Origin of the sequence: Binatus soli (SeqCode) (assembly GCF_050015535.1) — a bacterium.
GTDB lineage: Bacteria > Desulfobacterota > Binatia > Binatales > Binataceae > Binatus > Binatus soli.
This window is the reverse complement of sequence record NZ_JBEKBF010000004.1, coordinates 19,120-33,648: the sequence shown is the minus strand read 5'-3', so window position 1 is coordinate 33,648 and position 14,529 is coordinate 19,120. Positions and strand designations below refer to the sequence as shown.

Sequence of the window (14,529 nt, the reverse complement as noted above, 5' to 3'; positions counted from 1 at the left end):
TGATACACTTTCCTCGATGACCCTGGAGAAAAAGGCCAGCCGATCCATCCGTCGCGTGCTGGTCATTTTTCCGGGCGCGCTCGGCGACCTCATGTGCTTGATGCCCGCGCTTGGGGCGATTTCGCGGCGCTACCGCGGCGCCTCGGTCGAGCTGATGGCGCGCTTGGAACTGGCCCGGCTCGCAGCCGGAAGAACCGTCGTCGCACGCGGTCATTCGATAGACGCTCGCGAGGTCGGCGAACTATTCACGGAACCGGGCGCAGAATCCGAGCAAACGCCGGTCAGCGCAAATGCGCGTCGATTCTTCGCGGATTTCGATCGCATCTACTCGTTCTTCGCCTCGGACGACGGGCGTTTTCGCGCGCGATTGGCGGCTGCCACCGATGGGCACGTCTCGTTTCATCCGTTCCGCCCCGGCGGTGACGGCCACGTATCGGCGGCTTACTTGCGGGCAACTGAAATTGAAATTGAAATTGACGAGACCGCTCTGCTGGTGGATTCACGGCTCGAACCGACCCCGGATGACCTCGCGGCAGCCGCGCGTGCGCTGGTACAATCGAAATGCGGCGGCTCGAATTTGATTGTGATTTTTCCCGGCAGCGGAAGTCCCGGCAAGAACTGGCCGGCTGACAAATTCGCGGCGCTCGCGTCGATACTATCGAAATCGAATCGCTCGAGCGTCGCGGTCATTCTCGGTCCCGCCGAAATATCGCTGGAACCGATCTTTCGCGAGCCCGGCGTCCCGATCCTGAAGCACCTCGATTTGCCGACGGTCGCGGCGATCGCGCGCGTCGCATCGGCCTTCGTAGGCAACGACTCGGGCGTGTCGCATCTGGCGGCCGCGGCCGGCGCGTCCGGTGTGGTTATCTTCGGGCCGACCGATCCCGCGCGATGGCGTCCTGTCGCGCCGGGCGCGGGTGGACAAATCGGCATTCTCAGGCGCAACCCCATCGATTCCATCGAGGCCGATGAAGTCGCCGCGTTGGTTGTCAAAATTTGTGGAGCAGCGTCAAAGATAATACACTGAGAAGGGCATGCATCATCGGACAACATATGTAAGTCGCGCGAGGGAGGGGCTATGAGCTTCTTCAAGACGACGCTGCTGCTGGGTCTGATGACGGGTCTGCTGATGGTAATCGGCGGGCTGATCGGAGGTTCGCGCGGCGTCGTGATCTTTTTCGTTATCGCCGCGGTGATGAACTTCTTCAGCTACTGGTTCTCCGACAAGATTGTGCTGCGCGCTTACGGAGCGCAGGAACTCGACGCGCAATCGGCGCCGGAACTCTACTCGATCGTCAACGAGCTGGCGCATTCGGCGGGAATCCCGATGCCGCGCCTGTACCTTATCGATTCCGACACGCCCAACGCCTTCGCGACCGGCCGCAACGTGCATCATGCCGCCGTCGCCGTGACGCGCGGGATCATGCGAATCTGCACGCGCGAGGAATTGAAGGGCGTCATCGGCCATGAACTCTCGCACGTGACCAATCACGACATATTGACCAGCTCGATCGCAGCCACCATGGCCGGCGCCGTGATGATGATCGGCTCGATGGTTCGATGGGGTGCGATCTTCGGACTTGGCAGTCGCGACGACGAGGAAGGCGGGCTGGCGGGGCTGCTGGTCGCGGGCATTCTCGCGCCGATCGCGGCGACCCTCATTCAACTCGCGATTTCGCGCACGCGCGAGTACCAGGCCGATGCGAGCGGGGCCACGCTCACTCATAATCCCTTGTACCTGGCCAGCGCGCTGCGCAAGCTCGAGGCCGCCAACGAGCGGATGCCGATGGACGCCAGCCCTGCGACGGCCCATCTGTTTATAGTGAATCCGTTGAGCGCGGCGGGAATTTCGCGGCTGTTCTCGACGCATCCGCCGATCGAGGAGCGAATCCACCGGCTCGAGCAGATGTCTGCGGGACAGATTGGACAAGGGTGAGGGCACCATCGATGGAAGAATCGGAAGAAAAGGGCCGCGGATTCAAGGTTCAGGACCGCCGGCGTTTCTCCGCCGAAGGCGAGGCCAAGGCAGGCGACGAGGCGCCATCTGAGAGCGGCGAAGCGTTGGAAATAAAATCCAAGCCCGAGGCGCCGGGGCCAGAGTCGATCTCCAAGCCGCAAGCCGCCCCCTCGCAGCACGCGGCGAGCCACCATTCGAGCCAAGCGCCTCTCGAGCTGACATTCGCGGCGTTTCTATGGAGCCTGTCAGAGCAGGCCCTGGCGGCGCTGGGCGAATTACCCGACCCGGCGAGCGGTCAGGTGACGCACGACCTGATTTCGGCGCAGCAGATGATCGATATCATCATAATGTTGCGCGACAAGACGCGGGGGAACCTCGATCCCCACGAACAAGCCTTGCTCAAAGAGATTCTTTCCAGTCTGCAAATGAAGTACGTTGAATTAGCGAGACCGCCGGGCCGTTGAGCGGCCGTCTTCGCTTAATCACACATGACGCATAAGTTTTCCCGACCCATCGTCTTTCTTGGCGTCGCGATTTTTACCGCGACATTCACTTTGATTGCCTCTGGCATCGTGGCGCGCGCGGCGGATTCCGCGCCGCCCGCGCGCTTCTGGACCGAGCTTGCCGACCCCGCTCACGTGGCGAAAGCCCAGTCGATGCCGGACTTCGTGGAGCTCGCAGCCAAGCTCAGCCCCGCCGTCGTGAACATCTCGACCGACGAACCCGACGAACCCGCAGAAGGCGCCGAGCCATCGCCCGAAGAGTCTCCGCATGGCTTTCTCGCGCCACCGCACTCGCATCCTTTCGAGGAGTTCGGCGGCTCGCCGCACTCCAAGGCGCTTGGCTCCGGCTTCATCATAACCAAGGACGGCTACATCCTGACCAACGAGCACGTCGTCGAGAATCCGGGCACGGTCACCGTGACCACGCAGGACGGCCACAATTACGTCGCCAAGATTGTCGGGCATGACGAGAAGAGCGACATCGCGCTGCTGAAGATCGATGCGAAGCACGACCTGGCGGTCGCGCCGCTGGGCAACTCCGACGACTTGAAGGTGGGCGAATGGGTGATGGCGATCGGCAACCCGTTCGGCTTCGATCATTCCGTGACGGCCGGAATCGTCAGCGCCAAGGGACGCTTCATCCCGGGCAACTACCAGGATTTCATCCAGACCGACGCGTCGATAAATCCCGGCAACTCGGGCGGTCCGCTGATCGATCTGCGCGGCGACGTGGTCGGCGTCAATTGTGCGATCTACACGCACACCGGCGCCAGCATGGGAATCGGCTTCGCGGTTCCCATCGAACTGGTCAAGGAAGAGCTGCCGCAACTCAAGAGTTCGGGCAAAGTCGTGCGCGGATGGCTCGGCGTGTACATCCAGAAGGTGACGCCTGAGCTGGCCGAGTCGCTGGGCCTTGCGGATTCACGCGGCGCGCTGGTTGCCAAGGTGCTCGACGGCGGACCAGCCAGGGCGGCCGGCGTCAAGCGGGGCGACGTAATCGTCGCGTTCGACAATCAACCGGTTAGCGACTCGCGGGAATTGCCGCTGCTGATCGGCCGTGCCGACCTGGGCCACAAAGGGATTCTCAAGGTGATTCGCGACAAGCAGACGATCGATCTGCCGGTCACGATTACGCAGTCCCGCGAGCCCGAAATCGTGGCGGCTGAAAAACCGGGAAAGCCCGACCTCGGCGCCGTCTCGCCCTTCGGCCTCCACGTCAAGGACCTGAGTCCCGATCTCGCCAAAGAACTCGGGCTCGATACGTCCGGCGGCGTCGTGATTTCGTCGGTCCAGTCCGGCAGCCGCGCCGACGAGGCCGGCCTTCGCGCTCGCGACGTGATCCTCGAGGTCAATCGCGCGGCCGTCAAGAACGTTGACTCGTACCAAAATGCGCTGAAGACAAGCGCCAAGGGCAAAATAGTCCTGCTGCTAGTCAGGCGCGGCGACGCCACTATCTACGTGACCGTCAAACCGGAGGCCTGAGCCGGGGACGCATTCCCGATGTCCCCGAAACGAATCCTGAAATTCGCGCTCATCGGCGTGGGCGCGCTCATCTTGTTCGCCATCCCTCCCACCTTGTGGCTGTTCTTCAGCTACTACAATCAGCTCGAGAATGAAGTTGTCGCGCGGTTCTCGGGCAAGCGATGGGACATCCCGTCGCGCATTTATTCCGACTCGGTGCTGATTTACCCAGGCCAGGATCTCAAGGACCTCGGTTTCTTCGAGCGCCTCGCGCGCCTGAATTACCATCCCGTCGATTCGGACCACGTCGCCTCTCGCGGCGAGTACAGCTTCAGTCGCAAGCGCGGCAAGCTCGACATCTTTCTGCATAGCTTCGCGTATCCGTACGGCAACTTCGGCGGCGAATTCGTCGAGCTGACTCTTAAGGGAGATACGATCGAATCGATGGGTGATTTCGTGACCCATAAACCGATCTTCTCGATCGAGCTGGAACCCGAACTCATCAGCGGCATCTTCGAGGGCGAATGGGAGCAGCGCCGGCTCGTGCGCCTGAGCCAGATTCCGCCCACGCTGATCAATGCGATTCTGGCCGCCGAAGACCATCGCTTTTACGAGCATCACGGCGTTGACCTGGTCCGCACCATCAAGGCCGCGTACATCGATTTTACCTCGGGGCACGTGCGCCAGGGCGGCTCGACGCTCACCCAGCAGCTGATGAAGAACTTCTTCCTGACCCGCGAGCGAAGCTACCAGCGCAAGCTCAAGGAAGCGATGATGGCGTACATCGCGGAGCGCCGCTACTCCAAGGATGAAATCCTGGAGAACTATATTAACGATATCTACTTGGGCCAGCGCGGCCAGGAAGGTATATACGGCGTCTGGGAAGCGTCTGAGTACTACTTCTCCAAGGACCCGCGCGATCTGACTATTGGCGAAATGGCTACAATTGCCGGCTTGATCAGTTCGCCCAACCGGCTCAATCCGCTGCACCATCCCGACGCCGCCCGCCCGCGACGCGACGAGGTCCTGGCCGCGATGCTCCAGGATGGGTACATCGGCAAAACCGCTTACGATTCGGCAGTCAGCGAGCCGCTGCATCCGCGGGAAGTTTATGCCGAGGGCAACGACGCGCCCTACTTCGTCGATTTCGTCAAGAAAGAACTGGCCGAGCGTTATCCGCCGCAGGTGCTCAGCGGCGAAGGTTTGCGAATCTTCACCTCGCTCGATGTACACATGGAAAAGCTTGCCGAGAATGCGATCGCGCACAATCTCAGCGATTTGGAAGTCAAGCATCCGAAGCTTGCCCGCCGCGAGACCAAGGAGCGCCTCGAGTCGTGCCTCGTCGCTCTCGAGCCGCAGAGCGGAAGGATTCGCGCGATGGCCGGCGGGCGCGACTACCGCTCGAGCCAGTTCAATCGCGTTACTCAGTCCAAACGTCAGCCCGGTTCGGTCTTCAAGCCGGTGACCTACCTGGCGGCGTTCGACGAGACCCTGTCAGGAGGAGCCGAGAAGTTCCTGCCGACCAGCTATATCGAGGACGCGCCGTTCACCTGGCAGTACGGCGACATGAGCTGGACGCCGAATAACTATCGCGACCGCTTCTTCGGCCACGTCACGCTCGAGTTCGCGCTCGGCGAGTCGCTCAACTCCGCGACCGCGCGGCTGGCCAACAGCGTCGGACTGGATCGAATCCGCGCGATGGCGTCGAAGCTCGGCTTTGGCGACTTGCCGCCCTACCCGTCGATCGTGCTCGGCGGAATCGAAGTCTCGCCGATGCAGGTCGCGCGCGCGTACGCCGTAATTGCCAACGACGGGATGGAAATCCAACCCTACGCCGTTACCGCCGTGGTCGATGAAAACAACAAGGTAATCGAGGGTCACGAACTCGCCGCCGAACAGGTAATCTCCCCCGAACTCGCGTACATGATGCAGTTCATGCTCGAAAACGTGATCAATCACGGCACCGGCGCGGGCGCGCGCTCGATGGGTTTCACGCGGCCGGCGGCAGGCAAGACCGGCACCACCAACGACGCCAAGGACGCATGGTTCGCGGGCTTTACGCCGAACCTGCTGGCAGTGGTCTGGACGGGTTTCGATCAAAAGGAGGAGCTGGGGCTGACCGGCGCGCAAGCTTCGCTGCCGGCGTGGACCGCTTTTATGAAAGCGGCGACCGCGTCGCGCCCGCCGCTCGATTTCACCGCTCCGCCGGGAATCGTCGAGGTAAAGGTCGATCCGACTACCGGCTATAAAGCGACGCCCTATTGCCCGGTGACGATGATGGGCGTGTATCCGCAAGGGATGGCGCCAACAAAGGACTGCCCGTATCATACTTCGGTGACGTCTTTGACGGCTGCGGACCACAAGATGCCCGAGGCGCCGAATCCCGTAGCTGATCCTAATGACTAGTTCGCTCCGCCCATTCGCTTTCGCAATATTTCTGTCGATGCTGCCGATTTCCGCGACCGCATCACAGCGCCAGCCAACACTCCTGGCAGAGCTCGAAGAAGAATCGATTCCGGCGCAGGATCTCGCGACGCCTAGTCCCGGCGCGGCGCCATCTCCCGCCGGGTCAGCGTCTCCCGGCGCGGCGCCATCTCCCGCCGCCGAGACAAGTCCTAATTCCGGCGAATGGATCGCGGTGCCGGCAGCACAGCCGACGACCGCCGAAAGCCAGGCGCCGATGGCCAATTCATCACCCACTTCACAGCCTTCCGCAGCAGCGCCGGCCGAGATCGCGCCCGCGATCGACGTGGGTTCGATCGCGACGACGCCCCAAATCAGCGACTCGTCGCTGACGCCGCTGATCGATACGGCGCCAACTCCCGCTCGTGCTGCATCGTTGAGAATCACCGAACGGCAGCGCGTCGAGCTCGACCGTGGCCACACTGACGACGCGATTCGCGAACTAGCGCACGCGATTTCGATCGATCCGAGCAACTCGTACGCGTACTTCTACCTGGGCCGCGCATACGTCGCGCGCAAGGACTACGCGCAGGCGCAGACGTTCTTCAAGCGCGCGGAAATCGGGCTCGCCTCGAATTCCGCGTGGCTCGGCGAAATCTACGCGTTCGAAGGGCTCAGTCTCGAGCAGTCGGGTAAATCCGCCGAGGCCGCCGCCGCCTATCAGAAGGCGCTAGCCGCAAGTCCGGGCAACCTGACTGCGCGCGTCGGCGTTACGCGCGTGTCCGGGTCCGTGCCGGCCGATGCCAACCCAGCGCCGCCCCCGGATCTCGATCAACCGGCGCCCGCAGAGCCCGACGTTGCTCCGCCCCCCGACGAAGCGCCCGCTCCGCCGCCGCCCGCACCGCCGCCTGCTCCAGCAGACTGAACGCGCGGGGCAACTTAGTTAGAAGGGGTTGGTAAAGAAGTAGCCCGCGCGTCCGTTTTCTTGTGTCATCCTGTTTTTGTGTCATCCTGAACAAGCTCGCGATGCTGATACTCGGAATTGAATCTTCGTGCGACGACGCTGCCGCCGCGGTGCTCGAAACCACCGCACCGGGCATCGCCGACATTCGCTCGAGCACGGTAGCCAATCAGGACGACATCCATCGCGCTTACGGCGGCATTGTTCCCGAACTCGCGTCGCGGAGTCACGTCGTCACGATTGGGCCCGTCATCGAGCGCGCGCTGGACGCGGCGGGATGCCGCCTCGTGGACATCGAGGGAATCGCAGTCACGCGCGGCCCGGGATTGGTCGGCTCGCTGCTGGTCGGCTTGATGTTCGCCAAGGGTCTGGCGCAGGCGAGCGGCGTTGCGCTGGTCGGCGTGAATCATATCGAGGGCCATCTGCTGGCGCCGCTGCTCGAAAATCGTATCGCGATGCCGTACCTGGCGCTGGTCGTATCCGGCGGTCACACTGCGCTGTTCGCGGTCGAGGATTTCGGGCGTTACCGCCGAATCGGACGCACTCGCGACGACGCCGCCGGCGAGGCGTTCGACAAAGTCGCCAAGCTGATGGGACTGGGCTATCCGGGCGGCCGCGCAATTGATGAGATGTCGCGCCGCGGCAATCGAAAGCGCGTGCGAATCCCGCGCGCCCACGTCAGGGGCGCGCCTATGGATTTCAGTTTCAGCGGCGTGAAGACGGCGGTCGCAACTCTTTTGGCCAGTGAGGATGGCCGTGCCGAGCGGCCCGAGGATCTCGCCGCGAGTTTTCAGGAAGCTGTTGTCGATATGCTGGTGAAGCCGGCCATCGCCGCCGCGCGCGAGCTGGGCGCGGATACCATCGCGCTGACCGGCGGCGTCGCGGCAAATTCGAGATTGCGCGACAGGCTGGCCGAGGCGGCAGCGGCCGATGGCCGCCGGCTGGTCGCGCCCGCGCTCAAATATTGCACCGACAATGCGGCGATGATAGCGCTCGCGGGCGGCTACCGTCTGATCCGCGGTGAGCGCGACCCGCTTAGCATCGACGCGGAAGCCAATCTTGCGCTTTGAATTCGGAGCAGATGACGATTGCACGAAAATCGCACGCGCGCCGCAAACTTAAACGCGCCGGCGTCGGCGGCGGAATTGAAACGCCGTCGCGTCCTGCACCGGCACTGGCGAGAGCCGGTGTGCGGCCGGCAAAATCGCGCGGCCAGAATTTCCTAACCAGCAGCGCTGTCGCCGATCGAATCGTCGCTGCGGCGGAGTTGTCCAAAACCGACCCGGTAGTCGAGATAGGTCCCGGGCTGGGCATCCTGACCGAGAAGATCGCGGCGCGGCCGCTACGCTCGCTGACGCTGGTGGAACTCGACCCGCGCCTCGCTGCCCGGCTCCAGGAGCGCTTCGCAGACGGCGGCAACGCGAACGTTCGCGTTATCAACGCCGACTTTCTTGCGATCGATTTCGCGGCACTCCTCACCGATCCACCGGTCAAGGTAATCGGCAATCTTCCGTTCAATGTCGCGGCGGCCATCCTGCGCCGGCTCAGCGACAACGCGCGCATGATTTCGAGGATGGTCCTGATGTTTCAGCGCGAAGTCGCCGCGCGGATTCGCGCGATCCCCGGCGACGATGCGTATGGGGCGCTCAGCGTATTCAACGCGCTGTACTGGAAGATCGATCTGCATTTCAGCGTCGCCGCCGGCAGCTTCCATCCGCGTCCCAAAATCGACGCCGAAGTTCTCGCTTTCACGCCCCGGGCGCCGCAAACGTTTGCGGCCGGAGACGAACGCGACGTGCTCGAAACCGTGCGCGCCTCGTTCTCTGCGCCGCGAAAGACGATTCGCAATGCGCTCAGCCATTCGCTGGGAATCGACAGCACGCGGATCGCGCGCGCGCTCGGATGCGCGGCGATCGATCCAGCCACGCGCGCCGAGAAGCTCGGCGTACGCGATTTTTTAAGACTCGCGCACGCGCTGCGGATCGAACTGGCCGGCAGGATCGTCACCCGCGATGCCTGAACTACCGGAAGTCGAGTCATTGCGCCGGATACTCGTTCGCACCGCCGTGGGCAGAACGATCGTGAGCGTTCGAATCGGCGAGAAACGGCTGCGCCGCGGCGTCACCGTGGATTTTGCCGCGGCGATCGCCGGCCGGCGAATTGTGAAGCTGTCGCGCCGCGCCAAATATTTGATCGTCGAGCTCGACGGCGACGACGTGATGATTGTGCACCTCGGGATGTCCGGCAGTTTGACTCATCGCCACGACGGCTTCCGCGCTGACGACTTCGATCCGCGCCACGACCATCTCGAATTCTCGCTCGACGACGCCTCGCGCCTGGTTTACAACGATCCGCGGCGCTTCGGCATGGTCCGTCTCGTGCAGCGCGCCGCGCTGGCTTCCACGGCGGAACTGAAAGGTCTCGGCCCCGAGCCGTTGTCGCATCAATTCAACGCCGGCTACCTCGCTGCGAAGGCGCGCGGCCGGAAGTTGGCGATCAAGAACCTGATAATGGATCAGCGAATCGTCGCCGGTATCGGCAATATCTACGCATCGGAGATTCTATTTCGCGCCGGCGTGCGTCCCGCGCGACGGGCTGGCCGCGTGACGCGAATCGAGATCGAAAAAATCGCGGCGGCCGCGCCGGTTATCCTTCGCGCCGCGATCGGCAGTAACGGCACGACCTTTCGCAGCTATCGCGATTCACGCGGACAGCCCGGGCGATTCGCCGCGCGCTTGCGCGTGTACGGCCGCGAGGGGAAATCGTGCTACACATGCTCGACGCCGATCAAAAACGTGATCGTGGGCCAGCGCGCCAGCTTCTATTGTCCGAAATGCCAGCGCTGACCTCGAGTCAATCCTCGGCGCTCCAACGTGTATGTTATTTATTGACAATCGGAGGTCGCAATTGGAAGAGGCGATGACGCTATGACACTTGATTTGCCCAGCGGGATCGGCGCCGCAATTTTCTTCCTTTTCGGCGCGTGCGTCGGCAGCTTCGCTTGCGTGGTTGCGTATCGGCTCCCCCGCGATCTTTCGATCGTCACGCCGCGCTCATTTTGTGAGAGTTGCGAGCGCGCGATTCCATGGTGGGCGAACATCCCGATTCTCGCCTACCTTGGATTGCGCGGGCGATGCCTGATGTGCGGCGCGCCGATTCCGTTCCGCCATTTCCTCGCCGAATTCGGACTCGCCATCATCGCCCTCTATCTCTACCTCGCCTTCCCGATCCCCGACGCGATCGCGCGCTTCGTACTATGCGCCGCGCTGTGGGTCGTCGCGATCGTCGATTACGACTGGCGGCTGATTCCGAACGTCATTACCTGGCCCGGGACGCTGGTGGGATTCATCGCCGCGTCGCTGATGATGCCGGAGGTCGGCTGGAGGAGTTCGTTGGTCGGAATCGCGCTTGGCGGCGGCATCCTGTATGGCACCGGCTATTTCTATCAGCTCGTGCGCGGGCGCGAGGGTGTGGGCCTGGGCGACGTGTGGCTGCTGGGGATGGTCGGTGGATTTCTGGGCTGGCCGGGAGTTTTCTTCACTTTGTTTTTCGGTTCGGTAATAGGCGCGATCGGCGGAATCGCGTTCGCGCTCAGTGGCGGCGGCGCGACTTCCCCCGCTCCGCTCGGCGACCCGGTGACCGATCCGGAGGAAGCAGACGTCTCGATACTTCGCACCGAAGTTCCGTTCGGTCCGTATCTGGCGCTGGCGGCCGGCGTTTTCGCTCTCTTCCAGCCGCAACTGACGCGCTGGTATCTTGGCGGATAAGGACGCGCAACGTTGCGATCCAACTAACTGATGGCAGGCGGTGTATTCATCACGCTCGAAGGCGTCGAGGGAAGCGGCAAGACCACCCAGGCCGCAATCCTGGGCGACGTGCTGCGCAAAGGCAGCCGCCGCGTAACGGTCACCCATGAGCCGGGCGGCACGCGGGCCGGCGAAACGATTCGCGCGATTTTTCTCGATCCCGCGGTTTCGCTGGACGTAGCCGCGGAACTGCTGCTGGTCCTTGCCGATCGCGCGCAGCATGTCCGCGAAAAACTCCGGCCCGCGCTCGCCGCCGGCGAAATCGTGATTTCCGATCGCTATTCGGATTCGACCACCGCCTACCAGGGCCACGGCCGCGGCTTCGATCTCAAACTGCTCGGCGAGCTGAACCGGCTCGCCAGCGACAGCGTGACGCCCGACCTGACTATTGTCCTCGACCTGCCCGTCGAGACCGGTCTCGAGCGCACCCGCGCGCGAGCAATGGGAACCGGCCGCGGCTCCGACCGCTTCGAGGGCGAGCGCGCCGACTTCCATCGCAGAGTGCGCGACGGTTTTCTCGCGATCGCGAAGGCCGAGCCCGCGCGGGTCGTCGTGATCGACGCCGACCGTCCGGTTGCCGCCGTCAGCGCCGACATCCGCCACGCCGTGGACGAGCTGCTCGCCCGCCGATGACTGAATCCCCATGCCGATAGATTCGATCCGCGGGCATCGTGAACTCGCAAGCCGGCTGCTGGCCGAATTGCGCAGCCGCCCTTCGCACGCCTACCTGTTCGCGGGTCCGCGCGGCGTCGGTAAAGCGCTGGTCGCAACCAGCCTCGTCCACGCCCTGATGTGCGAGCGATCGCCCGGCGAGAATTTCTGCTGCAATCCCGCGCGATGCCCCGTCCGCCTTGCGCCGCAGACCGAGCGCACGCGCGCGCGCGCCGCCGATGCGGACACGCCGAGATGCGATTGCTGTTCTGCATGCGTGCAAATCGCGACGGGCGTGCATCCGGACTTCACCTACGTGTCGCGCCCCGTTGGCCGTACCGAAGTTCTGATCGACCAGGTCCGCGAATTGATTGCGCGGTTGGGAATCCGTCCGTCGCGCTCGCCGGTTCGTATGGCAATTATCGACGACGCCGAGAGCCTCAACATCCCGGCGCAGAACGCGCTCCTGAAGACGCTCGAAGAGCCGCCCGGCCACGCAATTATCATCATGGTATCCGCCAGCGAGCGCGCCCTGCTCGACACCGTCCGCTCGCGCACGCGCACGGTCAGATTTCCTGCGCTCCAGGTCGCCGATCTGGAGGCTATCCTTGCCGCGCATGGCATCGACGATAAAGCTCGCGCCAGTGCGCTTGCTTTGCTGGCTCGCGGCAGCGCTGCAAATGCGATCGCACTCGCCGACGGCGATGAACCGCCGATGAAAGAACTCCTTGACGCCCTCAGTACCGCAAAATCGATCGATTTCGCCCGCGCACAGTCTCTCGCGCAGGAGTTCTTCGCCAACCGCGACGCCGCCGCCGGCAATTTCGAGCTACTCGCAAGACTCCTCGAAGAAATACTATGCTACAAACTGCTCAAGACCGATTTCGTGGCGTTTCCGCCCGACTCCAGGCCGAAATTGGCGAGTCTGGCGGACAGCCTCGGTGTCGATGCGGTGGTGAAATGTATCGACGCGGCAGTGCGCGCCACCGAAGCGGTCGAAGCGAATGCTAATCCGCGCCTGCAGGCTGAGAATTGGTGGACTATCGCCGGCCATGCGATGCGGGGTGAGTAGAAGATAGTGGCTGACATCGATCCATTTGAAGGCTCTCAACCGATGCCGAAAATCGTCGCCGTAAGTCTCCAGCAGGCCGGTCATTTGTATAATTTCCTGGCCGGCGACCGGGCGCTGCGCCGCGGCGAACGCGTGCTGGTCGAAAGCGAGGCCGGCACCCGGGTCGGCACGGTCGAGATCGAACCGCACGAACCCGCGGTTACGATCGATCTTTCCTCGCTGCGCCCTGTTATCCGTATTGCTTCCGACAATGACTTCCAGGCCGAGCGGGAAACCCTCTCGCGTGAGGCATACGCGCGCCGCCTGTGCGTCGAGCGCATTCGCGAGGGCCGCATCCAGATGAAGCTCGTCAGCGCCGACTACACCTTCGACGCGCGCAAGGTTGTCTTCTATTTCGTCGCCGAGGGCCGCGTCGATTTCCGCGACCTGGTCCGCGATCTCGCCAACACGCTGCGCGTTCGCGTCGAGATGAAACAGATTGGCGCCCGCGATGAGACCAAAGTCACGGGCGGGATGGGTCCATGCGGACGCGAGCTGTGCTGCTCCAGTTGGCTGCGCGACTTCGAGGCGGTCACGGTCAAGATGGCGCGCGAGCAGGGCCTCGCGCTCAATCCCTCGCGGCTGGCCGGGATGTGCGGGCGGCTAAAATGCTGCCTGCGCTACGAATATGCCAGCTACGTCGAACTCAAGCGCGCGCTGCCCAACGTCGGCAAGCGCGTGCAATGCGTCAAGGGCGACGGCAGAGTGGTGCGCCAGAACGTCCTCAAGCAGACCGTGCTGATCCAGCGCGAGGAAGAAGGCGGCGTCGTCGTCGAAGCTACCCTCGAGGATTTGGTCGCCTCGCGCCCGCAGTAGCAAGCGTCCTTACCGCCTCACGTCCCGAAGTGGCGGCGGGATCTGATTGCCGACTATCGCATCCGTGATCAGCGGCGCGTCTTCAGTTCGCAAAGCTGTACGCGCCACCACGTTGCAGCGCTTTCTTGTAGGCAGGCCGCTCGTGCAAGCGCCTGGTCCACGCGTCGAGGTTGGGATACTGCGCACGCTTGCCGAACGCGCCGGCCACCTCGCCTACGAAGCTCATCTGGATGTCAGCGCCTGTCAGGGTGTCTCCCACCAGGAACTGCCGGCCCTTCAAAGCGCTATCGATGTAAGCGAGGTGATTGGCAATCTCGCCCTCGATGCGCGGCATCAGTGGGGCAGCCGCTTCACCCAGGCGCGTGGCATAAAGGTTGAGCATCAGAGGCAGCATCGCCGAGCCTTCGGCATAGTGCATCCATTGCACGTACTCGTCATAGGCCGGAGTCTCGGGCGCGGGCTGCAGCCGGCCTCCGCCGTGGCGGCGTATCAGGTAGTCGATTATCGCGCCTGATTCGATGATGGTCCGATCGCCATCAGTGATGACCGGTGACTTGCCGAGCGGGTGAACCTTCTTCAATTCCGGTGGCGCAAGCCGGGTTTGCGCATCGCGCTGGTATGGCTTGATCTCGTACGGCAGGCCGAGCTCTTCCAGCAGCCAGAGGATACGTTGTGAGCGGGAATCGTTTAGGTGATGGACGACGATCATGCGGCAATTCCTCCATGCGGACCATTATCTAACAGAATCGCAACCGGACTGCATTGTTGTGCTCATGCTGATTTTGCAGCCCCGATGCTCGCGGTTCAATTCCACTGGATAGCTCCTCAAAAAAACAGTGTAAACGCCGCCTGCATCTTCT

At 63.1% G+C, this 14,529-nt stretch carries 14 protein-coding genes; 13 read left to right on the top strand and 1 reads right to left on the bottom strand.

Features of this window, described 5'->3' with window-relative positions; translation table 11 throughout:
- The first annotated feature begins 16 nt into the window (after positions 1-16).
- The 13 genes from ABR989_RS03975 (at position 17) to ABR989_RS03915 (ending at position 13,669) form a co-directional block, all read left to right on the top strand.
- Positions 17-1,027: a glycosyltransferase family 9 protein gene (locus ABR989_RS03975; protein ID WP_428125885.1), complete on the top strand. Its 1,011-nt coding sequence runs from the start codon at positions 17-19 to the stop codon at positions 1,025-1,027.
- Between the two features lie 51 nt (positions 1,028-1,078).
- A complete protein-coding gene (htpX, locus tag ABR989_RS03970; protein WP_428125884.1) occupies positions 1,079-1,936 on the top strand; it encodes a zinc metalloprotease HtpX in 858 nt (285 codons plus the stop codon).
- An 11-nt stretch (positions 1,937-1,947) separates the two neighbouring features.
- The gene (locus tag ABR989_RS03965; protein ID WP_428125883.1) at positions 1,948-2,421 is read left to right on the top strand and encodes a DUF1844 domain-containing protein; all 474 of its coding nucleotides are present in this window, start codon (positions 1,948-1,950) and stop codon (positions 2,419-2,421) included.
- Positions 2,422-2,445: 24 nt separating this feature from the next.
- Positions 2,446-3,942 (top strand): Do family serine endopeptidase, encoded by a 1,497-nt coding sequence (locus ABR989_RS03960; protein WP_428125881.1) that lies wholly within the window; start codon positions 2,446-2,448, stop codon positions 3,940-3,942.
- A gap of 18 nt (positions 3,943-3,960) precedes the next feature.
- On the top strand, positions 3,961-6,327 hold the full coding sequence (locus tag ABR989_RS03955) for a penicillin-binding protein 1A (RefSeq protein ID WP_428125880.1): 2,367 nt from the start codon (positions 3,961-3,963) through the stop codon (positions 6,325-6,327).
- 37 nt (positions 6,328-6,364) lie between these two features.
- Positions 6,365-7,249 (top strand): tetratricopeptide repeat protein, encoded by an 885-nt coding sequence (locus ABR989_RS03950; protein ID WP_428125878.1) that lies wholly within the window; start codon positions 6,365-6,367, stop codon positions 7,247-7,249.
- A gap of 101 nt (positions 7,250-7,350) precedes the next feature.
- Entirely contained in the window at positions 7,351-8,355 is a 1,005-nt protein-coding gene (gene tsaD / locus ABR989_RS03945; RefSeq protein ID WP_428125876.1) for a tRNA (adenosine(37)-N6)-threonylcarbamoyltransferase complex transferase subunit TsaD, read from the top strand.
- An 11-nt stretch (positions 8,356-8,366) separates the two neighbouring features.
- The gene (rsmA, locus tag ABR989_RS03940; RefSeq protein ID WP_428125875.1) at positions 8,367-9,305 is read left to right on the top strand and encodes a 16S rRNA (adenine(1518)-N(6)/adenine(1519)-N(6))-dimethyltransferase RsmA; all 939 of its coding nucleotides are present in this window, start codon (positions 8,367-8,369) and stop codon (positions 9,303-9,305) included.
- A complete protein-coding gene (gene mutM / locus ABR989_RS03935; protein ID WP_428125873.1) occupies positions 9,298-10,131 on the top strand; it encodes a bifunctional DNA-formamidopyrimidine glycosylase/DNA-(apurinic or apyrimidinic site) lyase in 834 nt (277 codons plus the stop codon). Before rsmA ends, mutM begins: the two co-directional genes overlap by 8 nt.
- A gap of 81 nt (positions 10,132-10,212) precedes the next feature.
- Positions 10,213-11,052 carry a prepilin peptidase gene (locus ABR989_RS03930; protein WP_428125871.1) on the top strand — a complete coding sequence of 280 codons (840 nt, stop codon included), beginning with the start codon at positions 10,213-10,215 and terminating at the stop codon, positions 11,050-11,052.
- Between the two features lie 30 nt (positions 11,053-11,082).
- Entirely contained in the window at positions 11,083-11,724 is a 642-nt protein-coding gene (gene tmk / locus ABR989_RS03925; protein ID WP_428125870.1) for a dTMP kinase, read from the top strand.
- A gap of 10 nt (positions 11,725-11,734) precedes the next feature.
- Positions 11,735-12,814 carry a DNA polymerase III subunit gene (locus tag ABR989_RS03920; protein WP_428125868.1) on the top strand — a complete coding sequence of 360 codons (1,080 nt, stop codon included), beginning with the start codon at positions 11,735-11,737 and terminating at the stop codon, positions 12,812-12,814.
- Between the two features lie 6 nt (positions 12,815-12,820).
- Positions 12,821-13,669: a PSP1 domain-containing protein gene (locus ABR989_RS03915; RefSeq protein WP_428125867.1), complete on the top strand. Its 849-nt coding sequence runs from the start codon at positions 12,821-12,823 to the stop codon at positions 13,667-13,669.
- An 82-nt stretch (positions 13,670-13,751) separates the two neighbouring features.
- Here ABR989_RS03915 and ABR989_RS03910 read toward each other — a convergent pair whose 3' ends face one another.
- Positions 13,752-14,378, bottom strand: a complete 627-nt coding sequence (locus tag ABR989_RS03910) for a glutathione S-transferase family protein (protein ID WP_428125865.1) — start codon at positions 14,376-14,378, stop codon at positions 13,752-13,754.
- Positions 14,379-14,529 lie beyond the last annotated feature (151 nt).